The sequence below is a fragment of the Schaalia sp. JY-X169 genome, assembly GCF_014069575.1.
Classification (GTDB): domain Bacteria; phylum Actinomycetota; class Actinomycetes; order Actinomycetales; family Actinomycetaceae; genus Scrofimicrobium.
This window is the reverse complement of record NZ_CP059675.1, coordinates 179590-204144: the sequence shown is the minus strand read 5'-3', so window position 1 is coordinate 204144 and position 24555 is coordinate 179590. Positions and strand designations below refer to the sequence as shown.

The following is a 24555-nucleotide window of genomic DNA, read 5'->3' as shown; positions in this document are numbered from 1 at the left end:
TAGGCCTCGCTAATCGAATCCTCTGTGGACATCCTTACGAAGACTAACAAAGGTCAAGCCGGGTCGCTCACCTGAGCCAGGGCGGTGGTCAGGTTCGTCAAATCCTCAGGTGTGGTCACCTTGAATGCCAGCGGCGAGCCTGGAATGACTGCTACACCCTCGAAAAGGCTCGCATCGTCGGTGGCGGACGTCTCCTCGGTCGACCCCCTGTCGGCCGCTGCAGCATGCGCATCCCACAGGGGCCCCAACAAGAATGCCTGCGGGGTTTGAGCAACACGCAAGAACCGGCGATCAGGTGTCGCAACGACTGTTTCAACCCCGTGCTCGTCGACGGCTACCTGCTTGATGGTGTCAGTGACGGCTAGGCCCGGAATCACAGCCAGCGCACCCTCCACGACTGCTTCAACCAAACGATCCATCAGGTCGGTTGGGGCGAGGGCGCGGGCGGCATCATGAATCAGGACTACGTCTGCGGGTTCTCCGCCCTCGGACACCACCTTGTCGAGACCGGCCTTCACCGAGGCCTGCCGGCTTGCCCCACCCGCAACAAAATGGAGCCCTACCTGGCGGGGCACACCCATCCGTGGAAGCTCTTTGTCCACAACATTCGCGAACATGTCTTCGCTGCCCGCCGGGCAAGTCACGACCACTCCGGAAAGATCGGCAAGGTCCAGGGTTCGTTCGAGGGCGAGCCCCAGCAACGTCCTACCAGAAACCTCAACCAGTGCCTTTGGCACATTCGCGCCAAGTCGCGTGCCAGATCCGGCCGCCGTGATCACCACCCACGTTGACAACAGGACTACTTCTTCTTGGAGGATTCCTCTAGGGCAGCGACCGCATCCATGCCCTCTACCAGCACTTCGTCAAGTAAAACGCCTGCTTCGTCCTCGTCAATGCTGCGAGCCAAGGCCAGTTCCGAGGTAAGGATCTGGCGGGCCTTCATCAGCATGCGCTTCTCACCCGCGGATAGGCCCTTGTTGGCATCACGACGGGAGAGGTCACGAACCACCTCAGAAACCCGGACGATGTCGCCATTGGAGATCTTCTCTTGGTTCGCCTTGAAACGGCGCGACCAGTTCGAAGGTTCCTCTACTTCAGCCTGGCGCAGAACATCCAGTACTTCAGCAACGCCGATGTCATCGACAACATCACGCACGCCCACGGATTCGACGTTGGCGGCGGGAACCTGGATGACCAAATCACCCTGGTTCACCTTGAGCACCAGATACTCAGTGTCAACGCCCTTGATCTTGCGGTTGACGATCTCTTCTATCGTTGCTGCACCGTGGTGGGGGTAAACAACGGTTTCGCCGACTTTGAAAGTCATTCAATGTGCTCCTGCTAGAAAGTTCTTCAGGGCCGCCCATACAGCCCGAAGGTCCCATTCTACCAGAGCCCACAACGCACGGTTCTTTGCGGGTATTGGACCGGACGGGGCGTCCTCGTACTAAATTGGAGTTGTTGGATCGCGTCTTGTCGAACCGGAAGAAAAGGAAGAGCGTCGAAATGACCTACACACTTGTGCTCATGCGCCACGGCGAAAGCGAGTGGAACAAGAAGAACCTATTTACAGGCTGGGTTGATGTCCCACTGTCAGAGAAGGGCGTTGAAGAAGCCAAAGCTGGCGGTGTCATGCTCAAGGAAGCGGGTGTACTGCCCGACCTGCTGTTCACCTCCATGCAGAAACGCGCTATCAAGACCGCAAACCTGGCCCTTGATACCGCGGATCGCTCCTGGATCCCGGTTCAGCGCAGCTGGCGGCTCAACGAGCGTCACTACGGAGCTCTGCAGGGCCTCGACAAAGCCGCCACCCGCGACAAGTACGGTGATGAGCAGTTCATGCTGTGGCGTCGTTCCTACGACACCCCACCCCCAGCCATCGACCCCGGCTCGGAATTCGCGCAGGACGGGGATCCCCGCTACGCCGGCGATCCGATTCCGCACACCGAATGCCTCAAGGACGTCCTCGAGCGCATGTTGCCCTACTGGGATAGCAACATCGTTCCTGCACTGCAGACCGGTAAGACCGTTCTGATTGCGGCGCACGGCAACTCGTTGCGCTCGATCGTCAAGTACCTCGACGACATCTCGGATGCGGACATTGCGGGCGTCAACATTCCCACCGGAATTCCGCTGGTGTATGAGCTGGATGAAGAGACGTTGAAGCCGATCAAGAAGGGCGGGACCTACCTGGATCCCGACGCTCAGGCCAAGATTGACGCAGTGGCGAACCAGGGCAAGTAGCCAAGCAGTAAGGGGCGGCGGTCGAGAAATCGGTCGTCGCCCCTTTTTGCCATCTACTACTCTGCCTCTTCCCCTCCGAGGCCGTCTGAGAGGCGGTTCAGGGTCGTCATATCCTCACCGGTTAGCTGTATTGTGACGCCCTCCATGAGCGGGCCGACCTGCTGTGCGTTACGCGCCGAAGCAACCGGGGCGGTAACCGTCGGGTTCTCCAAGAGCCATGCAATGGCAACCGCCGCAGGGTCAACATTGTGGTCGGCCGCTATATCCCGCACTGCCTCCACGACCTCGAACGCCCGCTCATTCGCGTGGCGGCCAACAGTGGCGGCCCGATCGCCCTCGATCGCATGACCCGCACGATACTTGCCGGTCAGCAATCCACCCGCAAGCGACCAGTAGGTCATGACCCCCAGAGCAAACTCTTCAACAACCGGCTGCCACGTTGACTCATAAGGCACGCGACGCACAAGGTTGTAGGGGGGTTGTATTGCAACAGGACGTGGTACGCCCTGTTCGTCGGCGGCTTCGATCCACTGACGAATCTGCTCTGGGGTCATGTTCGACAGGCCCACTTCGCGGATGCGTCCGGTTTGCTGCTCTCTCGCGAACGCCGCGACCGACTCGGCAATTGGGGTCTCTTCGTCGAAGCGGTGCGCATAGTAGAGGTCGACATAGTCAGTTCCCAGGTTGCGCAGTGAACCGGTGAGAGCGTCCCGCACGCGAGTCGCAGAGAGCTCTCCGGCGGGATTCATGAACCCCACCTTGGTCGCAACGACCAGTTCCTCACGATTGCGGCCGGCCATCCATGCGCCAATCATCGTCTCAGACTCGCCACCAACGTTGCCTTCCTTGTGGCGGCCGTACACGTCTGCCGTATCGATGAAGTTGCCCCCGTTGCCGACGTATTCATCGAGCACGCCCCTAGCGGCATCCAGTTCCGCCGTCCACCCAAATGAGTTCGTCCCCAGGCACAGCGGATAGACATCTAGGGAGGAGGTCCCGATTGTGGTCATAATTTCCCCCATTTCCAGTTGGCTTCGCCCCCCCATTGTGTCAGGCCTGGGATAGCTCCCGACCCGGGCCGTCGACTGTGGGACAATCACCTCCATGGATGGTGCGCCAGTTCTTGACTCTGTGACCGAGGGCGAGTCTGCGGCTCTTCCCCCCGAAACGCTCGAGGCTCTTCGCCAGGTTATTGAGGTCGATGACACCTTGCGGCGTCGCGTGGAGTACTCTTCCGACGCCTCCAATTACCGAGTGCAACCGGCCGCGGTGGCTTTTCCCCGCAATGCGTCCGAGGTCGAGGACGTCCTCGCCATTGCGCGCAAAGCCGGAATCCCCGTGACCTCTCGCGGGGCAGGCACCTCGGTGGCCGGTAACGCCATCGGGCCCGGTCTTGTTATCGATTTTTCCCGCCACATGAACAAGATCCTCGACATCAACCCCGAGGCATGCACCGCGCGGGTCCAGCCGGGCGTAATCATGTCCGACCTTCAGGTGGCCTGCGCCCCGTTTGGTCTTTGGTTCGGGCCCGACCCCTCCACCAAGAACCGCGCCACACTGGGCGGCATGATCGGCAACAACGCTTGTGGTCCTCACGCCCTGACGTACGGACGCACCTCCGATAACACGGTCAGCCTCGACGTTATTGACGGGCGCGGACGTCGTTTCATAGCTGGGCGTGGCCTAGACCAGGTGCCGGGCCTTACCGATCTCGTCTCCACGCACCTGTCTCTACTGCGCACTGAACTTGGACGTTTCACACGTCAGGAGTCGGGCTACTCCCTGGAGCATCTTCTTCCCGAGAAGGGTAGCGATCTAGCAAAGGCCCTGGTGGGAAGCGAGGGAACTTGTGTAACGGTTGTTGAGGCCACCGTGACCCTCAAGCCACTTCCCACCCGTCCCGTCCTCGTCGTCCTCGGCTACCCCACGATGGTGGCGGCGGCCAGTGACGTTGTGAACCTGCTTCCAGTGGAGCCACTGGCGTTGGAGGGCATGGATTCGCGTCTGGTCGACGTGGTGCGCCGCGCAGTCGGCACCGTACCGGAGTTGCCCGGCGGTGACGGATGGTTGTTCTGCGAGGTTGGCGAGGACGAGGGCGATCCACGGTCAGCGGTCGAGCGGGCCGCCGACCTGGTAGCGGCATCCGCCTGCGTTGACCACCGCGTCGTTGAGGACGCTTCTGAAGCCGCATCGCTGTGGCGTATTCGTGCGGACGGCGTGGGGCTGGCGGGACGCACACCGGCGGGAAATCAGGCTTGGCCCGGCTGGGAAGACGCCGCGGTTCCACCCGCCAATCTGGGCCCGTACCTAACCGATTTTGAAGCGCTCATGGCAAAGTACGGGATCGAGGGGCTCCCCTACGGGCATTTCGGCGACGGATGTGTGCATGTGCGGATGGATGTGCCACTCAGCGAAGAAGGTGACATCCCGGTCTTCAAGGCCTTTATGGAAGAAGCGGCGGCGCTTGTGGGCCGGTACGGGGGATCAATCTCCGGGGAACACGGTGACGGGCGCGCCCGCGGCGCACTGCTACCGCACATGTACTCCTCGGAAGCCATTGAGCTGTTTGAGCAGTTCAAGGGGCTGTTTGACCCTGATAATCTACTGAACCCCGGCGTGTTGGTTGACCCCGCTCCGATCACCTCGGCCCTGCGCAGGCCACACGCCAAACCGATTCCGGGCCGGGGGTTTTCGTTCCGCGAGGACGGGGGCGACTTCACGGCGGCCGTACACCGTTGTGTCGGCGTTGGTAAGTGTCGGGCGAACAATTTCGCGACCGGTAGTTTCATGTGTCCGTCCTACCAGGCCACTAAGGATGAGAAGGACGTAACCCGAGGGCGAGCAAGAGTCCTGCAAGATCTGACGCGCGGGGCTCTGGACTGGGACTCTGCTGCCGTAGAGGATTCGCTGGACCTGTGCCTCTCCTGCAAAGCTTGCGGACGGGATTGTCCCGCCGGTGTCGATATGTCGATGTACAAATCCGAGGCAACGTACCGCAAGTACAAGGGGCGGTTGCGCCCTATGAACCACTACGTCCTCGGGTGGCTGCCCAGATGGGCACGACTTGTTACGATGGTTCCCGTGGTGGCCACACTGGCCAACACCGCCCTCAAGATCACGCCACTACGCAAAGCCGTCTTTGCGGTGGCTGGCCTGGACACGCGTCGACAGATGACCGCCTTCACAAATCGGCGCTTCTCCAGATGGTTCAAGAAGAACGAGCCTTCACGACGGGCGCCAGGATCGCCCGCACCCGTAAAGAATGTCATCCTCTGGGCAGATTCTTTCAGTGAGTACCTGGACCCAACTGCGGCGGAGGCGATGGTAGAGGTCTTGCAGGGTGCGGGATACACCGTACGCATCCCTTCGTCGCAGGCATGCTGTGGGCTGACGTGGATCTCTACCGGGCAGTTGGATGGAGCGAAGCGTCATCTTCGACGCCTCTTGGACATATTGGGGCCAGCCGCTGAGGCGGGAGTTCCCATCATCGGTGTTGAGCCTTCATGCACTGCTGTCCTCAGGTCGGACCTTGAAGAGCTTCTGCCCGACGACCCCAGAAGCGCGGCGGTCTCGTCAATGACTATGACGTTGGCAGAGTTGCTGGGCGACCCGGACCTGGGCCCCGAGCCTTCTTGGTTCGAAGAGTGCTCATTAGAGGGAGCAAAGATTGTCGCTCAGCCCCATTGTCACCAACACGCAGTGATGGGGTACGAAAGGGACCTGACCTTGTTGCGCAGGTTGGGTGCCGAGGTAACTCCGGTTTCCGGGTGCTGCGGCCTTGCAGGCAACTTTGGTATGGAGAAGGGGCACTACGATGTGTCTGTAGCGGTGGCGAACAACGAACTCCTGCCGACACTGGCACAGGCGGCTCCGGGCAGCATCTACCTCGCGGACGGATACTCTTGTCGCACGCAGGTTCAACAACTGGCGGATGTCGAGGGCATGGCGCTGCCAAGTTTGCTGTTGAAAGCGCATATTTCTTGAGGAAAACACCGTGATATTCGCCTTACCGGCCGCGCGTCCCATCCGAGAGCATTCGGCTCGACTGAGGTAGAAGGTGCACCCTTAGGAAGAGGCATTCTCGAGCCGCACGAGCGACGCATTTGCAGATTTGTCTGACAAACTAGGAAAACACGCGGTTTGTGGATTTTTCACACCGAGAAGGCAGAACTTCTGTGCAGCGTCGATCGCGCAAATTTGCACGGATTCTTAACTCGTTGCACAAATGTGCAGTTTCTTGACGTGGATCGTGAGAACTCTTGTTGGAGAGTTCTACCTTTCGTGCAAGCACCTGTGCGGTATTGTTGCGGCCGTGTGGTTGACGTTGGCCGCGCAAAAATGCTGACTGCCTGGTGAAAGCTAGTAGACAGTACTAGCGAGGGGGATCTCCTTAAAATGAAATTCATGCAAAGACTGGGCAAGTCGATGATGCTCCCAGTCTCCGTTCTGCCGATTGCGGCAATCCTCATGGGTATTTCCTACTGGATTGCGACAGCGGTAGGTGGCGACAACATTGCCGGGGTTTTCCTCGGCGCTGCGGGTGGCGCACTTCTTGACAACATGCCGATTCTGTTCGCAATCGGTATTTCTATTGGTATGGCCAGCAAGTCCGACGGTACTTCCGCACTTGCCGGTTTAGTTTCGTGGCTGACCATCACCACACTTCTGGCACCGGGCGCGGTTGCAGGGTACCTAGGCATTGAAGTTGATGCCGTTAACCCCGCATTCGGCAAGGTCCAGAACGTCTTCGTCGGTATCATTGCCGGCCTTATTGGCGCCTGGTGCTATGACCGGTTCAAGGGCACGAAGCTGCCTGACGCTCTGTCATTCTTCTCCGGCCGTCGCTCCGTATCGATCATGGCTGCAGCCATTTCCATCGTTGTAGCGATCGTTCTGTTCTTCGTTTGGCCGTTCGTTTACGGCGGACTCGTGACCTTCGGCGAAGCAATCGTCGGCCTCGGCCCACTTGGCGCCGGCATCTACGGCTTCTTCAACCGTCTGCTGATTCCGCTGGGCCTACACCACGCACTGAACTCCGTGTTCTGGTTCGACGTTGCAGGTATCAACGACCTCAACAACTTCCTTTCCGGTACCGGTGTACTTGGTGAGACTGGCGTATTCATGGCAGGCTTCTTCCCGATCATGATGTTCGGCCTCCCGGGTGCAGCGCTCGCGATGTACGTGACCGCTAAGCCCAGCCGCAAGCAGGCCGCTTACGGTATCCTGCTGGCCGCTTCGGTTTCGGCATTCTTCGTTGGTGTCACCGAACCTCTTGAGTTCTCCTTCATGTTCGTCGCTCCGGCCCTGTACGTCATCCACGCTCTGTTCACCGGCATTTCGCTGGCGATCACCGCGATGCTTCCTGTACGTATGGGCTTCGGGTTCTCCGCGGGCTTCATTGACCTGGTCCTCAACTGGACGAACCCAATGGCTCTGAACCCATGGGCTCTCCCACTGATGGGCCTCGGCTGGTTCGCGATCTATTTCCTGGTCTTCCGCTTCGCGATCACTCGCTGGAACATGAAGACCCCTGGTCGTGAAGATGATGATGTTGAAGAGTTCACCTCAGGTGCAGCATCCGCCCCTAACACGGATGAGGGCTACCTTATGACGGGTCACCGTTTCATCCAGGCACTTGGTGGCAAGGAGAACATCTCTGAGTTGGATAACTGTGCAACCCGCTTGCGTATGGAAATCGTTGATCCTTCTCAGGTGAACGAGGCCGCTCTGAAGCAGGCTGGCGCCTCTGGTGTCATCAAGGCTGGCGCACACAGCGTTCAGGTCATCTATGGCCTCAACGTCCAGTTCGTCAAGGACGCGATGGAGACCATCATCGATTCCAACCTTGAGGTTCCTGACAACCTGGCGCAGACACAGGCTGCAGCTGCTGACGGTCGCCTAGTCGATGGCGATCTCATGGTTGCTGCTCCCGCTGCTGTCACGCTGAAGCTTCGTCAGCCGGTTCCCGGAACTGTCGTTGCCCTCGACACTGTCCCAGACAAGACCTTCGCTGAAGGAATGCTGGGTGCAGGCGTAGCGATCGAACCTTCGGTGGGTACCGTAGTTGCTCCCGCCGACGGCACAGTAGCGATGGTCTTCAAGACCGGTCATGCTGTGGCACTGGTTCTTGATGGTGGCGAAGAGCTGCTGATTCACGTCGGCCTCGACACCGTTGAGATGAAGGGTGAAGGGTTCCAGATCCTCACGCAGAAGGGCGCCCGCGTCACCGCAGGCACCCCGCTCTTGAAGTTCGACATTGCCAAGATCAAGGCTGCCGGTCACCCGACCGTCACCCCGGTCGTTGTCACGAACAACAAGAATGCTGTCATCGAGTTCATCTAGGCCGTAAGTTTGCGGGCTTAGGGTGTGGGGCCAACCGGCCCCACACCGAACAGCACAGAGAAGGCCCCCGGATCTCAACCGATCCGGGGGCCTTCTCTGTCTTATCTCAGGCGTCTAGGTCCTGAGCAACAAGGTTCGCGATCTCTTCCACCGCTGCCTCATTGTCGGATTCAACAGTGACTTCCGCGCCGTGCTCTGCACCAAGAGTCATAATCATCATTGAGGATGAAGCATCAACGGGATCTTCACCATCTACGCTCAAAAGAACTTCATCGTCATACTTGCCGGCAGCTTCAGCTACAAGGGCAGCAGGACGGGCGTGGAGCCCAACCTTGGAACCGACGATAACAACGCGCTTGGCCATTAGTTTCTCCTTCAGAAGTGTTCAAAATAACGGTGCTTCCACACCTCGATGTACCCCGACTTACCGGGGAGCCGCTCTGCTATTCTAGCCATGTTCTTGCTCACAGGGTTCGACGATGAACTAAGTTTGGTTATAAACACCCGCATGCATTGCTAAGCGGTAAGACAGAGGGGGCACAGTGGCCACTACAAAAACTGACGATGAGAAGACTGTCCTGCACGGGACGCCTGTGGTGGATGGCATAGCCTACGCGCCAGCGGCCTGGACCCGACGTCCTCCCCTGCCACCGGCAACAGCACCTGAGCTGCCAGAGGATCAGAGGGAAGCTGCGATATCTGACTTCGAGACGGCATCCAAGGCCGTGGCTGAAGGTCTCAAAGCCAGGGCTGCAAGCGCCTCCGGAAGCGCCAAGGAAGTGCTCGACATGACGGCCGGACTTGCCACTGACCGCGGCTACCTGCGCATGGTGAAGAAGGGAATCAACGCCGGCACCCCACCCGTTCAGGCAACCATGGCTGCCACGGCTACATTCGTCGAGATGTTCGAGAAGGCCGGGCCCCTCATGGCGGAACGCACGACCGATCTTCGTGACGTTCGTGACCGAATTGTCGCGCGCCTGCAAGGACTTCCCGAGCCTGGCATTCCCCGACTTCCCTACCCGGTAGTCGTCATGGGGGATGACCTCTCCCCTGCCGATACCGCCGGAATGGATCCGAAAGACTACGTGGCGATTGTGACGGAGGGCGGTGGCCCCACATCGCACACCTCCATCATTGCCCGCCAGCTGGGCATTCCCTGTATCGTCGCCGCCCGCCACTTGGCTGAGGTGCCCGATGGGGCAGACGTCCTTGTCGACGCTACAGCAGGCACCGTCACCCTTGGGGCAGACGCTGACGAGGCTCGCAAACTCGTTGCAGAAGACCAAGTCCGTTTGGAGCGCATTCGTGCTTGGCGCGGCCCCGCAAGAACCAAGGACGGGATGCCCGTTCAATTGCTGGCAAATGTCCAAGACGGTGCCACCGCCCTCAAGGCTTCAGCAAGCGAAGCAGAGGGCATCGGCCTCTTCCGTACCGAGCTGCTGTTCCTCGACACGCCAAAAGAACCGACTGTTGAAGAGCAGAAGAAAGACTACCTTGCCGTCTTCCAGGCTTTCCCCGAGGGGAAGGTAGTTGTGCGCACCCTCGATGCAGGCTCCGACAAGCCCGTCCCATTCGCCACGCTAACGGAAGAGTTCAACCCCGCCCTCGGGGTCCGTGGCATCCGCGTCACGGGTCAAGACCCAGAGCTGATGCTCCATCAGCTGGACGCAATTGCCGAGGCGGCAAAGGAGTCTCCGGGCACAGCTGCTTGGGTCATGGCTCCGATGATCTCCACCATCCCCGAAGCAGAATGGTTTGCGGCACTATGCCGTGAGCGCGGCCTGAAGCCGGGCATCATGATTGAGGTTCCCGCCGCGGTCATCCTCATCACCAAGTTCCTCAGCATCGTAGATTTTGTTTCTATTGGAACAAACGACCTCACCCAATACACAATGGCTGCGGACCGTATGTCCCCCCACCTTGCCGAGTACACGGACCCATGGCAGCCAGCGGTACTGGAACTGATTGCTTGGACAGCCGCAGCTGGTCAGGAGCAGTCAAAGCCAGCAGGTGTTTGTGGTGAAGCAGCTGCGGACCCAACGCTTGCTTGCGTCCTCATCGGTATGGGCATCACTTCTCTGTCGATGGCCACCAACGCGATCTCCTCGGTTGGCGCGACCCTAGCCCACGTCACCATGGCTCAGTGCCGTGAAGCCGCGCAGGCTGTGCGTGGTGCACGGGACTCAAGAGAAGCGCGCTCTCTTGCCAGGTCGGCGCTGGGAATGGCGTAGACAGTCAGCTGCCTCCCTCTGGAAGTACCGATCGAACTCGGCGCAACCAGGCGGAGGCAGTTTGCTATCTGCCGCACTTCTCCTTCAGCCACCCGCGAGCGGAGTCCGTGTCTCCGTCGAGGACGGGAGCCATCTCCTCCTCGTTCTGCCTGGCAACAGGCAGTCCCTGGACTGCCTGTAGCTCTGAGAACCCTTCGATGTGCCCGCGAGCTGTAGCGGCGCCCGCGGCGTCGTCAGCGGTCTCAGCATCAATGTACGCCTCCGCCCAATCACAGCGCCACAACAGTGCCTCCAGAACCGAAATGTCACCACGGCGGTAGACCGCGTACGTCATCACACCGTCCTCGGCCTCTGGGTCAACATAGTTTTCCGGGATCTCGATCGTGATGGACGTCTTGTCACCGCTGATGAACTTCGACCCCTTCACCTGCGGCAGGAGATCAGGAACCTCCGGGGTTCCTGCCCCCTCCGGGAACGGTTGGCCAAGATTACCGAGGTCATCCATGAACCATTCTGTGACTTCCGCTGGGACAGGTCCCTCCGGTGTCGCAAGTCCCACCTCGCTGGCAGTGGTGGAAGAAGCGTCCTTGTCTCCGAAGATCTGCCCGAACATGGCCCAGGTTCCAGACGCGAGTGCGATGATTAGGCCCGCTGCAACGACGATCAAGACACTGCGCTTCGTCTCGGGAGAGAACTTGAATGCCATGGGGATCCTTCAATCTGTTGCAAACCCGGGAAGCAAATTCACTTCACCTGCGGCAATGATAGCTGCTGTGTGAGTCCCTCTTTCCCTAATGTGACACGGCGTGCAGAGAGAACTACGCCGCCTTGTCTGAAGCAGTGATTCGCTTGCCCACCAACACCATCAGCATGACGAGGGCGATGGAAAGCAGGATGTGCCCCAGGCCGGCGATGCCTGACAGGGCGGCACCGAGGTCGCCACCCTGAACGGTTGAGATGCCACGTGTCATCATGGCACCCCAAGTCACCATTACACCCAGGTTGTAGATCCAGAAGAACCACACAAACAGCTTCGAGGTCAATCCAAGGGTTCGGTCAAGCAGCAGGACAATCAGCATCATGATGAAGCCCAGCACCAGCATGTGGGTGTGGGTGGTGCCGAGTTGTGTGGAGGAGAAGCTCTCAAACTCCCCACCCCTCGTGAACTCGCGGGTAAACAGACCTGACAGTAGGCCTAGCGCCAGGTAAACCGAGGCGGCCCAGAAAGATAGTCGTGTCGCTGTTGCTCGCATTTGTTTCTCCTTTTTACTCAGTGCATAACTTCTACTCAGATCGTCTCGCGATCCTCTGCGTGGCACATCAACCGAAAGGTTGAACTCACTCCTCCAGAATGCCTTCGGTGCGTGCCCGAGCAACCGCAGCCGTCCTCGACCGCACACCTAATTTGTCGAATGTGCGGTTCAAGTGTGTCTTCACCGTGGCCTCAGAAACAAAGAGGGCCTCGGCAATCTCTGCGTTTGTTTGACCGAGGGCGACTTGGCGCAGCACGTCGAGTTCCCTGGAGGTCAAGGCAAGGGAACCCGCAGAATCATGGCTGTCCATCCGCCCTCGTACCCCTGTCCCAAGGAAACGATCACCATGGACACCAGCACGGATGGCAGTGAGCAGCTCATCTGTACTCGAGTCCTTGAGCACGTAGCCAACCGCCCCTGCTGCCAGAGCGCCCAGGACCTCCGGGTCCGAACCGTATGTGGTGACGATCAGCACCGGCGGTCCGTCGTTCTGGCGTATCGCCCGGACGCCGTCCGTCCCGTCCATGACCTTTGATTCGTGCGTGGCTCTCCCAAACCGCAGGTCCATGAGGACGAGGTCGACTTCGTGTGCTTGAACCCAGGGAATGACGTCCTCGGGGCGCTCGAACTCGCGGACCACTTCAATGTCTCCCGAGGTCCCCAAGACTGCGCGCAGCCCCGCCCTCATCACAGGGTGATCGTCAACAATCACTACTTTCATTGGGAAACCTCATCCTTTGGGATCCGCGCTGTCACTGTGGTTCCTTCTCCTGAACTGGTAGCGATGAGGCGACCCCCGACCGCTTCGACCCGGGCAGTCATGGTCGGAATTCCAAGTCCGCGACCCACCTCTGCCGACTGTTCGTTGAGGAACCCGTGTCCGTCATCTGCCACCTCGAGCGTGATGACTTCGGGACTCTCTTCCAAGCGAATCACAACGTGGTTTGCTCCAGCGTGCTCCCGCACGTTCCACAGCGCTGATTGGGCGACACGCAGGAGGGCGGCTTCTTGCATGAGGGGAAGATCGAACCTGCCTGCGCCAATCTGTACGTCAACTTCGAGATCGTCGTCAATGGGTTGCTCCACCAAGGCGCGCAGTGCGAGAGGGAGCCGCGCAGAAGAGAGCTCCGCGGGTGTCAACGCAGTCGTGATGCGACGAGCCTCAGTGAGGTTCGCTTCGGTGGCCGCCAACGCCTGTGCCACCAGCGCGTCGCAGACGTTGGGATCCGGGGAACTCTGAGCAGCGCGAAGCAGCATGGCTGTTGCAGACAGCCCCTGTGACACCGTGTCGTGTAGTTCGCCGGCCAAGCGGTGACGTTCGCGAACGAGGACGCGATCTTCCTCAGCATGTGCAAGTTCAACACGCGTCTTCTGGAGTTCCTCAAGCGCCTGCTTGCGAGCGTGAGACTCCCTGGTAATCGTCATGATGCCCCACATGAAAACAATGGCGATTAGGCCACCGAGCATCGGCCCTAAGACTGGGCCGACGAAGGAGTCCCCGGGAGAGAGTCGAGACACGGACACGGCTGTCGTAAGGACCATGGTGCACACGGCAACCACCGCACCCCACGCGGCAACCAGCACCCCAACTTGGAGAAGGATGAGGGGAAACGCCAGCCACATTGCACTGTCGCTGACGATCAGTAGACCTACCCAGAGCAGAGTGAGGGCCAACACCCACGCGATGGCAGCCCGGTGGTCGCGGCGCTGCCCAACCGGAACGCCTGCGGATCCGTGCACATTGACCGCATAGACGGCGCCGCCCAGGTAGATGGTAAGAAAGATGGCCCCGAGTGTTGCCCCGATGATCACTTGGTTTACCGCAGCTGATCCAGCGACCGCAACGCCAACCAGTAGCACCATCAGGGCGGTGACGGCCCACCTTAGAGCCCTGGGAACGACAGTCATTCCGTTCCTCCCGCCTCGATGCTGGTCCTCCGGTTGCCGCCACGACGGCCCTTCCGCCGCGTGAGCCTTCATGCTACGCGACTGTGTCACTATGCCATCGCGGCAATGGCTCCCGTGAAGTATGGGACCAGCCAAATCGTCCAGACAACCAGGCTGAACTTGTGGAAACTCTTCTTTTCGGCAGGCCTGTTGCGGATCATCACCACAACAGCCCAGGCGAGATGAAGGCCCATTAGGACGAGGGCGACCACGCCGGACACAGCCATCAGTTGCGCCAGGATTGGGCTTCCCTCAAGGCCGCTTGGACCATCGCTCTTGGCGATAGCGGACATCAGAAGCGTGCCGCTGGTGTCAGCTGCGAAACCAAGCGCAAAGGCTCCAACCTGCCACCATTTCAGCTCCCCCTGGATCCGCTCGCTCCACACCCCAATGGTGTAGAAGACCAGGGCCACGGTGATGAGAACGATTGACAGGATGAACATGGAAGTCCTTTCGGTTTGCGTGGCGGTTCAAGGCCTGAGGCGTCTGCGTGAGGTTCTTGAGCCGCGAAGTTTGGCTCGCCCCCACGACTCAACTCTTGCAACCGCCTCCCGCTTGCACATCAACCGAAAGTTTGAATTGCGGATTGTGCGTGCCAGACACAATGCGTCTGGTTGGCAGGCCACAGGTTCGTAAAACACGTATGTTGGATCTAGGTTGATACCCCGCGGTCAAATGCTGACACCCTGCAGTCTGACAGGGAGCCGACTAGGCTCAGTAAGACCTGAAATCACACCGTTATGCAAGCCTATCCGGCTCGCTAAGTCCCGGTCACCATTCTTGGAGCCGCCTAAGGGAATCGAACCCTTGACCTTCTCATTACGAGTGAGACGCTCTACCGACTGAGCTAAGGCGGCGTTCCCGGGGCGGTGGCCCCGAGAGATCTCTGACGCCTTCGGCTTGTGGCTTCAGGCTTTGAGATCCGCGGATCAGTATATCTAAACCAGACCCCACGTCCGCACCACTAGGCCGTCTTGGGGCACAGTCCACAAAACCAGCTGGTCACCCACGAACCTAACCATTGATGAATGCCGCCTGTATCTGTTCCAACGTGCCATACGAAGCCTGCGCGCCGAACCCCATCGAGGCATACGAAGCGACTACCGAGGCGAACTCTGCAGCCGCCACGAGATCCCTCCCGGACGCTAGGGCCGCCATCAGCGCGCCCGTGAAGGAATCGCCGCATCCGGTGGTGTCCACCACCTCCACCTCAACCACTGGCACCAGCGTTGCCCCGCGATCCAAGACCACGGCTCCCCGAGGACCGACTGTTACGACTGCACTTCCCACACCAAGCGCCTTGAGACGTTCTTCTGCGAAGTACCAGTCCCCCGCAATATCGCCAATCATTGCTCTCATCTCGCCCTCGTTGATGACGAGGACGTCCGTATTCGCCAGAAGCTCCTGAGGAATCGAACTTGGCATCGGCGAAGGGTTGAAAACAACGACCGCCCCTGCCTCATGCGCCATCTGGGCGGCGGCGATGACCGTTTCAATGGGGATCTCCAGTGCCAGGCCGACTGCCTTCGCGCTAGTCAACGCATCGCGAGCCGCATCCAAGATCTCGTCATCAACCTGGTTATTCGCACCTTCGGTAACCACAATCATGTTCTCAGCGCGGGCGTCCACGGTGATTATCGCGCAGGATGTCGCCACCTTGACGCGGTGCAAGTTGCCGGTATCCACACCACAGGCATCCAGGGATGCCGCGAGGAAATCCCCGTTGTCATCCATGCCGACAGCGCCGACAAAAGCGGTGGGTGCACCAAGAAGCGCCGCAGCAGCAGCCTGATTGGCTGATTTCCCACCGGGAAGCGTCGTGAGTGGGCCACCGTGAATCGTCTGCCCCGGCTGCGGCATTGCAGCCACACGCACCGTCAAGTCCGCATTTGCAGAACCAACGACGACCACGGAACCATCCAGCGGCGTAACCGCTGCGATCTTAGAGGGTATATCTATCATGTTCTCCCTTTACGGACTAGTCGCAGACTGTCCCGTCCTTTGGCAACTCCCCGTTAAGCAGGAAGCGGTCAACTGCACCTATGACGCACGAGGACGCGCTAGCGCTGTAAGCAGTATGATTCCATCCCTCGACTGTCAGAAGCGTGGTGTTGGGGATTTCCTTGTGGAGGTTCTCCGCCATCACGAACGGTGTTGCCGGATCGTGGGTGGTGCCAATCAGCAGCATTTCCGGTGCGTCCTGTGCTTGGATCGACCGTCGTGGCGCGCGTGACTCTACGGGCCACTGGGAGATCCCAGCGGAAGCAAACCCATAGTCTGCGCCAAGGATGGGGTTAGCCGCCGCGATCTGCTGGGCTTCTGCCTCCCACTGCTCCGGGGTTCCGACAGGCTCATAGTCCAGCATATTGACGGCCAGGAAGGCATCCGACTGATTTGACATGAACACCCCGTCTTCACCACGGTCGTTGAAGTAGTCAGCTAGGAACAACAGCATTGACCCGTCACCCTCCAGTGCCTGGGCCATTGCCTGCGTGAGTAGCTGGTAGCTGTCCGTGGAATACAGTGTCCCAATGACGGCGGTGCTGGCCAGCCCTTCTGTGAGAGGGCGCTGCGGATCGGCAGTTGGAAGTGGTGACGCGGCAACGTCCTCGAAGAACTTCACCATGGTTTCTTTGCCTTCTTCAAGCGTGCTGCCGAGCGGGCAGTTCTTCCCTGTAACGCAGGTTTCGATCCAGTTGTAAAGAGACGCTTCCATGCCTGCTATCTGCGCTGCTGACACCTCATTGAGGTTCATTGCGGGGTCGAGGACGCCATCAAGGACGAACCTGCCAACATGGTCCGGGAATAGGTCCGCGTAGATTGCGCCAAGCAAGGTCCCGTATGAGAAGCCCAGGTAGTCCATGGTCTCAGCGCCCAGTACCGCCCGCGTCATATCGAAGTCCCGGGCTGCTGAGTCAGAGTCAACGAAGCCGAGAATCTCTCCGTTGCGTTCCAAACACTGGTTGCCAATCGTTGCGATTTCAGCGTCATTCCACGCGACCCGCTCATCAAGACTCATGTCCGCAACATCGACGTCGCGCGCGTTATCCGCGTCCCTTTCCTCATCAGTCATGCACCAGATGGGCGAGGACGCCCCCACTCCGCGGGGGTCGAGGGCAACAATGTTGTAGGCCTGAGCAACCTGATCGGTGACGATGTTGGCGACAACTGCGCTGAGGGATTCCACGGCTCCACCACCGGGACCTCCCAGGTTGTAAAACAGTGGGGGACGCTCCCCATCTTCCGGGGCGCCGAGGTAGCGCGCCACTGCCAACTCAATGGGTTCACTGTCCGGATCATCCCAGTTCATCGGCGCATCAAGCGTTCCACACTGGTAATAGTCCAAGTCCTCAGGTGCCGCCATCAATGCGGGGGTGACCTGTCCGGCCTCGCACTCACTCCAGTCAATCGTCTGGCCATAGTATGACTCAAATCCTGCGGGCGCCTGACTGGTCAACGGCTCTGGATCCACCATCTGCTCACCCCGATTTGCGGTCGGAGTCGGCGACGCACACCCCGCGAGTAGCAGTGCAAATGCCGAGGCTGAAGCCAAGAGGCGCAGACCCGATCTTTGGGTTAGTGGCCGGGAACGGGAAGTAGGGTCAGAGTCCAACATCATCCAATCGTCGCAGGTGTATTGGCGCTGCCGCGCCCTCGATTGCCAAGACAACCCTCACACTTCAGGCCTGGTCTCTACGGGGTTCGCAAGCGTGATAACCATGGCTTCCAAAAGCAAAAGCGGTGCGGCCGTGCTCTGGTTGCGGGACCTTGCCAACTCGATAGCACCCACCCGCTCCATGGTCGTTTCAGCCGTGCTGGATGCAGCAACATCTTCAATCTGACTGACCATGTCAACGTTGACCAGTCCTGTTCCCGCCCCCAACTGCAAGTTCAGAACATCCCTGTAGAAACCCAGCAAGTCTGTGAGCGCGCGGTCAATGGCGTCGGCGAGGGCGCGGCGGGCGCGACGCGTCTCATCTTCTTCCAGTTCTTTGACCTGCTTGCGTAGGGCCGGGGGAACCGGGCGCCCCTCGGTGAGCCCCAAGACCTCAAACAACTCTTTTCGTGCCCGGGCATCAGCCTGCTCGGTGCGTTGCTTGGCTATTTCCTTCAGGGCATCATGCATGCGGCCGGCAATCAAAACAGCCTGACCCGAAGTTTTTGCGTGCAGGGGAAGGGAGAAAACAGAGCGGAAGTCATCTCTTAGAGCAGGGTTTCTGAGGATGCCTCTTGCAAAGCCGACATGAGACTGGGCGATCGTTGCGGCTCTAGTGGCATCCTCAAGTGAGACTGCGTCCGTTTCCACAAGATATTTGGCAACCTCCGCCACATCGGGGGTGCGCAGGGCAAGTTCGCGGCACCGGGAGCGGATAGTACGCAGGACTTCACCGGGCGTTGGCGCGCAGAGGATCCAGATGCCACGTTCCGGAGGCTCCTCTATCGCCTTAAGCAGCGCATTCGAGCTGTCTTCCCGAAGACGGTCGGCATCCTCGATGATTGTCACCCGCCAGCGACCATGCTCGGGGGCTCGATAGGCGTGCTCCAACCACACATCCTTGACAACACGGAGGGCGTAATTTGACGCATCCGTTGCGTAGACCCGCACGTCAGCATTGTTTCCAGCCATGGTTGTGCGACACCCTTCGCACTGACCACACCCAACCGGCTCACCCGTGCACTGCAGGCTCGCCGCCAAGCATTTGGCTGCGATGGAGCGTCCCGATCCCGGGGGACCCGTGATGAGCCACGCGTGGGAGAGAACCCGCTGGACGGAGACTTCACCACTGACCACCCCTCGTCCCTCGGCGGCGGCTCGGGTCAAAGTGGACACCGCTGCCAGCTGTCCGATCATCGTCTCCCAGACAGTCACCGTTCCAGCCTCCCCAAAAGTGAGTCCACGACGTCCTCGAATACCGTTTCTATCGGCGCAGCAGCGTCAATAACAATGAAACGTTCCGGGAACTGGGCTGCAATCCGTAGATACTCTTCGCGGACCCGGGCGTGAAACTGGCTTCCCGCCCGCTCTAGGCGGTCCAGGCTCTCACCGGTGGCTGCTACACGCGCCAAGCCCCGGGTGGAATCAATATCAAACAGCAGGGTCACATCGGGCTCAAGCCCTTCCGTAGCCCATTGTGACAGCGAGCGAATCTCTTCAGCACCTAGGTCGCGCGCCGCACCCTGGTAGGCAACAGAAGAGTCTATGTAGCGGTCCTCCAGGATCGTGGCACCCCTGGCAAGTGCGGGACGGAGCAGAGTCGCCGCATGGTAGGCGCGATCTGCCGCATACAACAGCGCCTCAGTACGTGGGTCAACATCATCTGGCCCGTGCTGAATGTGGTTGCGCAGTTGTTGACCAAGCGTCGTCCCACCGGGTTCCCGGGACGCAAGAACATCAACGCCGCGCTTCTCCAACGCCTCAGCAAGCATCCGGACCTGGGTTGACTTTCCACATCCATCACCGCCCTCAAACGAGATGAAAAGGCCGGTGCCCTCCCGGCTCTTGAGGAGTTCGGCTAGCGCGTCAAGATTCACGACTACTTTCCTGATGACTTGCGCGCCGTGGTCTTACGAGCCGGAGCCCTACGTGCAGTCGTTTTCCGCGCGGGTGTTTTCTTCTGAGCAGGCGCCTTGTCACGGCGGTCAGCAAGCAGCGTGTATGCGCGCTCTTCGGTCAGTCCCTCAACCGTCTCCGAGCGCGGCACCGTGGCGTTTGTTTGTCCGTCAGTCACATACGGACCGAATCTTCCGTCCTTAACCACAACGGGGCGTCCTGTCACCGGATCTGCGCCGAACTCACGCAGCGCGGTCTTTACTGCACCAGCCCCACGTCGGGTCTTGGGCTGTGCATACAGCTGCAACGCCTCTTCCAAGGTGACCGTCAGCAGCGCCTCTTCACTTGGAAGTGGCCGCGTATCGCGTCCTCTCTTCAGGTAGGGGCCATAGGGGCCGCTCTGGGCCGTGATGACCTCGCTTGTCTCAGGATCTTTGCCGACTTCACGCGGAAGTGACATCAGCTTGAGGGCGTCTTCGAGTGTCACAGTTGCGATGTCCATTGAAGAGAACAGGCTGGCTGTCTTGGGCTTTACAGCAGTCTTGGATTTCGCTGCCTTTGCCGTCTCGCCTTCGACCTCGGGCAACACTTCGGTGATGTAGGGTCCAAACCGGCCATTCTTGACGACCAGCATGTGACCGGTCTGCGGATGCACGCCAAGCTCACGCCCGTCAGAGGCAGCGGCCAGCAAGAGTTCTTCTGCCAGCTGCGGAGTCATTTCATCCGGAGCGACGGTGGGGGGAACTGAACAGCGCCGCCCGTCCTCGTGCTGCAGGTAGGGCCCGTACCTTCCACTGCGCAGAACCACCCCGGGAGCGACATCCACGGAGTTCACGCGGCGAGCATCAATCTCTCCCAAGTTCTCAACAGTGTGCTTCAACCCGTAGGTGGCCACCGGGTTCTCAGACTTCTCCGCCTGGTCCTCTGCATCCCGTGCCTGCGCTTCAACCAGGCCGAAGTAGAAGTCATGCAGCCACTCTGTACCTTTTGTTTCACCGGCGGCTATTCGGTCGAGGTCGGCCTCCATGGCGGCGGTGAACTGGTAGTCAACAAGCTCCGCAAGGTTCTCTACAAGCAACCTGGTCACCGAGAAGGCCAGCCAGGTGGGGACCAGGTATTGGCCGCGGTGGGTTATGTACCCACGGTCTCCGATTGTCTGGATTGTTGCCGCATATGTCGAGGGACGGCCAATCCCCAAGTCTTCCATGGCTTTGACCAGGGTCGCTTCCGTGTAACGCCCGGGGGGAGTTGTGTGATGGTCTTCAGCAGCGGCTTCTGCAACGGTGACGCCATCCCCTTCTGCAACCTGGGGAAGATCCTGTTCCTCAACCTTCCCGCCAGATTTTGAACTGGGGCCACCCTTATCCTTGCTCTCCCGGTACAGCTGCTGGAAGCCCGGATCTGTGATTACGGTGCCCGATGTGGAGGCCGACGCAACGTTGAACCCAGCGGCAGAGTCGGTCAGGTCAATATCAACCTTTACCGTGGCGGTAAAGCCAACTGCATCAACCATCTGCGAGGCAACAGTGCGCTGGAAGATCAGCCGATAGAGTGCAACCTGCTGGGCGGAAAGTGCTCCCGTGAGGGATTCCGGGGAGCGGAAGTGGTCACCTGATGGACGGATTGCCTCATGTGCCTCCTGAGCACCCTTCTGCTTTTTCGCATAGAAACGTGGCTTTTCAGGGACACTGGCAGCTCCGTACCTGTCTACCGCGACTTTGCGCGCGGCTGAGAGCGCCTGGCCCGACAGGTTCGTGGAGTCAGTTCGCATGTACGTGATATACCCGCCCTCGTACAACGTTTGGGCGACGCGCATGGTGGTTGAGGCATTCCACTTCAGCTTCCTGGATGCGTCCTGTTGGAGGGTCGAGGTCGTGAAGGGTGCTGCGGGGCGCCTGCGATAGGGCTTCTGCGTCACCGCTGACACAGTTCCGCGCGCGTCATTCATTGCGGCGGCGACACCCTGAGCGACCGGAGAATCCAGGACTATTGTTCCCGCTGTGGTGGCCTTGTCGGTCAGCTTCCCGTCTGGGCCAAAATCTGCCCCGCCAGCAATGGGAGCACCATCGAGAGTGTTGACCTTGACCGCAAACGACCGGTCTGCATCGCCGTGCGCGTCCGTGGGAATCACCGTGGCGGCAAGCGACCAGTATTCGGCGCTTACGTGAGCCATTCGCTCTTGTTCCCGATCGACAACCAGCCTGGTGGCAACCGATTGCACGCGACCGGCTGACAGCGAAGGGGCAACCTTACGCCATAAGACCGGCGACACCTCGTATCCGAAGAGCCTGTCAAGGACACGCCGGGTCTCTTGGGCGTCTACTAGGTCGCGGTCAATGTCACGGGTGTTGGCCAGAGCCCCCTGGATCGCGTCCTTGGTGATTTCGTGGAACACCATCCGTTTCACGGGAACCTTGGGCTTGAGTACTTCATAGAGGTGCCAGGCGATGGCCTCACCCTCGCGGTCCTCATCAGTTGCCAGATAGAGTTCGTCTGCATCTTTGAGGGCTTTGCGAAGTTCGGCCACCCTCTTCTTCTTGTCGGTGTGCACCTGGTAATAGGGCTTAAACCCGCCCTCTACATCAACGGCGAACTTCGAGTAGGGGCCATTTTTCATGGTCTTTGGGAGCGCCGAGGGCGTGGGAAGGTCACGGACATGACCAACCGATGCTTCCACCTGGTAGTCATCCCCCAGGTATCCGCGAATCGTCTGGGCCTTAGCCGGTGACTCTACGATTACAAGCTTCAATTTTTGCTTCCCTAGACTTCCTGCTGAGCAGTGCCCGGCACATTTGGTTTTGATAGCTATCAGAGCTGACCATATAACGGTGGTACCCAGCCAGGTCAAGCGCGCCCGCCGACATGTGGATACTTCCCAGCTCAGTGTTCTGGGGACGGAGCCTCTTCCAGAACGCCGGAGCGCAGGAGTTCAGGCACTGCTTCCTCAAGTTCTAGCGACACTTCACTCTCTTCCCGTCCGAGGAGTGCGGCGATCGCAGGAATGACCTGGGCCGGGGTTAGCTCCCCATCTGAGACACCAACGAGTGCTGCAACGACCGAACTGACGGACCGGTCCCGGCCGCCGGGACAGCCCTGCGTGATCCTCACCAACTCCGGATCGGGCTGGCCCGGAACATAGTAGCGCGCTTCCCTGACGTCACTTCGGCGCAGAAAGGTTGCATTCTTCCAGTCCCGCGGGGTACGAAGATTGTTGAGAGCAGTCTTCACGGCGTTCCCATCCGCAGGTTCACCTTCTGGTAGATATTCCGCCACTACCGTAAGGTCCCCGCTAACCATCTCTACGTCATCTTTTCTTCTCCGTAACCGCACGGCGATGAATCCGAGCCCAACATACCCGGTACCCGCCTTGGCAAAGTCACGGATCCACTCCGTGTACTCTGCGTTCCACACACCCCTCTCTACGTTGTCCCCCCACTGGTCGCGCATCCACCACTCCGCATACTGGGCAACATCAACCAGATCGCGTTGAACCACCCAGGCGTCTACCTCCACACCGTCTGCTACCAGGGTTGCGGTTGCATCCTCTACCCACCTGGTTGGTCTTCGCTGCCACCACTTCGTGTCACTGCCCACCTCCCAGTTGGCCAACATTTGTAGGCACCCACCAGGTGCCAGGTGTGCCACTGCCTGTTCAATGATGAGCGGAATCAAGTTGTCACGAACCATTCCCCCATCGCGGTACTCAAGGTTTGTCCGCGCCCGCACCGCTTCCGGTGTGATTACGAAAGGTGGATTTGAGGTGATCAGATCGAAAGATTGGCCGACAACGGGATCAAAAAGTGACCCTTGCCGAACATCAATATCCACCTGATTCAATGCAGCATTGAAACGCGTGAAGTCGCAAGCCCGCTCTGAGATGTCCGTGGCCACAACCTTCTGCGCATGAGTGGAAAGGTATAGGGCAAGAATTCCACACCCACACCCCATATCAAGGGCAGACTCCACAGGGTCCCGCATCGTCAGTCGCAAGAGGTTCGTCGAGGCCGACGCTATCCCAAGCACATAGTCCTCCCGTGGGGGGCGGCCCGTTTGGGCCTGTGAGAGGTCCGATGCCACCCACCATTGGTGGCGTTCAATCACGCCCCCGACGGGGATCGCGGCAGTGTGGGGGCGCAGGTCTAATACAGCATTGCACCACACCTCACCTTCACGACCCTCGGTTGCGATAATCCCCAGGGATACCGCGCCGTCAACTCCAAGAGCGGGCATGGCGTAGGCGAAAGAACCTGCTCTCACTGGTTGCGCGAGGACGAAAACCATCGTCAACACCGCTGCCGGTGAGGTCTGATTGCGCATCTCAAGGGCTGCCGGCACAAGCTGGTCCCTATCCATCGCTGCCAGCGCCATGGGGGACAGCAGCCCTTCCACAACGTCAACGGTCCAATCCGCCGCTAAGAGATCGCTGCGCAATGCGGCCATGAGTACCGGCTCCATGTTCAACTGTCCCATCGCTTCCTCCATTTCTACCTTGGGTCCACCCTGCCACAGCCCTCCGACATTTCTGGAGCCAACTCCGACCTCGTCAATCGCGAACCTGAGGGTTACGCTAGGTATGACGCGTGTCATATCGCGTGAGTTAGGGGTCGGCCATGAGCGGTGTCCACGTTCAAGTGAAGCGTATCTATGAGGAGCCATCACCTTCGGACGGCGCGCGAGTCCTGGTTGACCGTCTGTGGCCGCGCGGCATAAGCAAGGAGAGAGCCAACCTGACCCTGTGGGCGAAGGACGTGGCGCCCTCGACCGAGCTGCGGAAATGGTACGACCACGATCCGGCCAAGTTCGAGGAGTTCACCAGCAAGTACAAGAGCGAGCTGAAAGAGTCACCCCAGGCAGAGGAACTAGCCAAGCTGCAAGAGATGTCCCAGGATGGCACCCTCACTCTTCTGACTGCTTCCAAAGCAGTTGACATTTCGGAAGCATCCGTACTCCAGAAAATCCTGTCTTCGTAGTCCTCTACGGGTAG

At 59.6% G+C, this 24555-nt stretch carries 20 protein-coding genes and 1 tRNA gene; 5 read left to right on the top strand and 16 right to left on the bottom strand.

Going from position 1 to position 24555, the window contains the following annotated elements:
- Positions 1–53: 53 nt before the first annotated feature.
- Positions 54–794, bottom strand: a complete 741-nt coding sequence (locus H2O65_RS00900; protein WP_259349542.1) for a 2-C-methyl-D-erythritol 4-phosphate cytidylyltransferase — start codon at positions 792–794, stop codon at positions 54–56.
- 5 nt (positions 795–799) lie between these two features.
- The gene (locus tag H2O65_RS00895) at positions 800–1327 is read right to left on the bottom strand and encodes a CarD family transcriptional regulator (RefSeq protein WP_182141756.1); all 528 of its coding nucleotides are present in this window, start codon (positions 1325–1327) and stop codon (positions 800–802) included.
- Positions 1328–1506: 179 nt separating this feature from the next.
- Between H2O65_RS00895 and H2O65_RS00890 the strand changes: the two genes are divergently transcribed.
- On the top strand, positions 1507–2244 hold the full coding sequence (locus H2O65_RS00890) for a phosphoglyceromutase (RefSeq protein ID WP_182141755.1): 738 nt from the start codon (positions 1507–1509) through the stop codon (positions 2242–2244).
- Between the two features lie 56 nt (positions 2245–2300).
- On the opposite strand, the gene H2O65_RS00885 is transcribed toward H2O65_RS00890, so the two are convergent.
- Positions 2301–3254 (bottom strand): aldo/keto reductase, encoded by a 954-nt coding sequence (locus H2O65_RS00885; protein ID WP_182141754.1) that lies wholly within the window; start codon positions 3252–3254, stop codon positions 2301–2303.
- A gap of 94 nt (positions 3255–3348) precedes the next feature.
- Here H2O65_RS00885 and H2O65_RS00880 point away from each other — a divergent pair, with 94 nt between their 5' ends.
- Together H2O65_RS00880 and nagE are read left to right on the top strand one after the other, a co-directional pair.
- Positions 3349–6228, top strand: a complete 2880-nt coding sequence (locus H2O65_RS00880) for an FAD-binding and (Fe-S)-binding domain-containing protein (protein ID WP_182141753.1) — start codon at positions 3349–3351, stop codon at positions 6226–6228.
- 411 nt (positions 6229–6639) lie between these two features.
- Entirely contained in the window at positions 6640–8586 is a 1947-nt protein-coding gene (nagE, locus tag H2O65_RS00875) for an N-acetylglucosamine-specific PTS transporter subunit IIBC (RefSeq protein ID WP_182141752.1), read from the top strand.
- A 106-nt stretch (positions 8587–8692) separates the two neighbouring features.
- Here nagE and H2O65_RS00870 read toward each other — a convergent pair whose 3' ends face one another.
- Positions 8693–8950 carry an HPr family phosphocarrier protein gene (locus H2O65_RS00870; RefSeq protein ID WP_182141751.1) on the bottom strand — a complete coding sequence of 86 codons (258 nt, stop codon included), beginning with the start codon at positions 8948–8950 and terminating at the stop codon, positions 8693–8695.
- A gap of 178 nt (positions 8951–9128) precedes the next feature.
- Here H2O65_RS00870 and H2O65_RS00865 point away from each other — a divergent pair, with 178 nt between their 5' ends.
- On the top strand, positions 9129–10820 hold the full coding sequence (locus H2O65_RS00865; protein WP_182141750.1) for a phosphoenolpyruvate--protein phosphotransferase: 1692 nt from the start codon (positions 9129–9131) through the stop codon (positions 10818–10820).
- 64 nt (positions 10821–10884) lie between these two features.
- On the opposite strand, the gene H2O65_RS00860 is transcribed toward H2O65_RS00865, so the two are convergent.
- The 12 genes from H2O65_RS00860 to H2O65_RS00805 all read right to left on the bottom strand — a co-directional run bounded on the left by H2O65_RS00860 (position 10885) and on the right by H2O65_RS00805 (position 24158).
- Positions 10885–11526: a hypothetical protein gene (locus H2O65_RS00860; RefSeq protein WP_182141749.1), complete on the bottom strand. Its 642-nt coding sequence runs from the start codon at positions 11524–11526 to the stop codon at positions 10885–10887.
- Between the two features lie 112 nt (positions 11527–11638).
- The gene (locus tag H2O65_RS00855) at positions 11639–12073 is read right to left on the bottom strand and encodes a DUF2871 domain-containing protein (protein WP_182141748.1); all 435 of its coding nucleotides are present in this window, start codon (positions 12071–12073) and stop codon (positions 11639–11641) included.
- Between the two features lie 85 nt (positions 12074–12158).
- Positions 12159–12794 carry a response regulator transcription factor gene (locus H2O65_RS00850; RefSeq protein ID WP_182141747.1) on the bottom strand — a complete coding sequence of 212 codons (636 nt, stop codon included), beginning with the start codon at positions 12792–12794 and terminating at the stop codon, positions 12159–12161.
- The gene (locus H2O65_RS00845; protein ID WP_182141746.1) at positions 12791–13981 is read right to left on the bottom strand and encodes a sensor histidine kinase; all 1191 of its coding nucleotides are present in this window, start codon (positions 13979–13981) and stop codon (positions 12791–12793) included. Before H2O65_RS00845 ends, H2O65_RS00850 begins: the two co-directional genes overlap by 4 nt.
- Before the next feature lie 89 nt (positions 13982–14070).
- The gene (locus H2O65_RS00840; RefSeq protein ID WP_182141745.1) at positions 14071–14463 is read right to left on the bottom strand and encodes an HsmA family protein; all 393 of its coding nucleotides are present in this window, start codon (positions 14461–14463) and stop codon (positions 14071–14073) included.
- A 338-nt stretch (positions 14464–14801) separates the two neighbouring features.
- A tRNA-Thr gene (locus H2O65_RS00835) sits at positions 14802–14877 on the bottom strand.
- A gap of 157 nt (positions 14878–15034) precedes the next feature.
- Entirely contained in the window at positions 15035–15982 is a 948-nt protein-coding gene (locus H2O65_RS00830) for a ribokinase (protein WP_182141744.1), read from the bottom strand.
- 16 nt (positions 15983–15998) lie between these two features.
- Positions 15999–17636, bottom strand: coding sequence for an alpha/beta hydrolase (locus H2O65_RS00825; RefSeq protein WP_182141743.1), 1638 nt, complete (start codon positions 17634–17636; stop codon positions 15999–16001).
- A gap of 57 nt (positions 17637–17693) precedes the next feature.
- Positions 17694–18890 carry a DNA polymerase III subunit delta' gene (locus tag H2O65_RS00820; RefSeq protein ID WP_182141742.1) on the bottom strand — a complete coding sequence of 399 codons (1197 nt, stop codon included), beginning with the start codon at positions 18888–18890 and terminating at the stop codon, positions 17694–17696.
- Entirely contained in the window at positions 18887–19552 is a 666-nt protein-coding gene (tmk, locus tag H2O65_RS00815) for a dTMP kinase (RefSeq protein WP_182141741.1), read from the bottom strand. The genes H2O65_RS00820 and tmk overlap by 4 nt, the downstream gene beginning before the upstream one ends.
- Before the next feature lie 2 nt (positions 19553–19554).
- On the bottom strand, positions 19555–22320 hold the full coding sequence (gene topA, locus H2O65_RS00810) for a type I DNA topoisomerase (RefSeq protein WP_182141740.1): 2766 nt from the start codon (positions 22318–22320) through the stop codon (positions 19555–19557).
- A 131-nt stretch (positions 22321–22451) separates the two neighbouring features.
- Positions 22452–24158 (bottom strand): methyltransferase, encoded by a 1707-nt coding sequence (locus H2O65_RS00805; RefSeq protein ID WP_259349541.1) that lies wholly within the window; start codon positions 24156–24158, stop codon positions 22452–22454.
- Positions 24159–24181: 23 nt separating this feature from the next.
- On the opposite strand from H2O65_RS00805, the gene H2O65_RS00800 reads away from it, so the two are divergent.
- On the top strand, positions 24182–24541 hold the full coding sequence (locus H2O65_RS00800; RefSeq protein ID WP_182141739.1) for a DUF488 domain-containing protein: 360 nt from the start codon (positions 24182–24184) through the stop codon (positions 24539–24541).
- Positions 24542–24555: the final 14 nt, after the last annotated feature.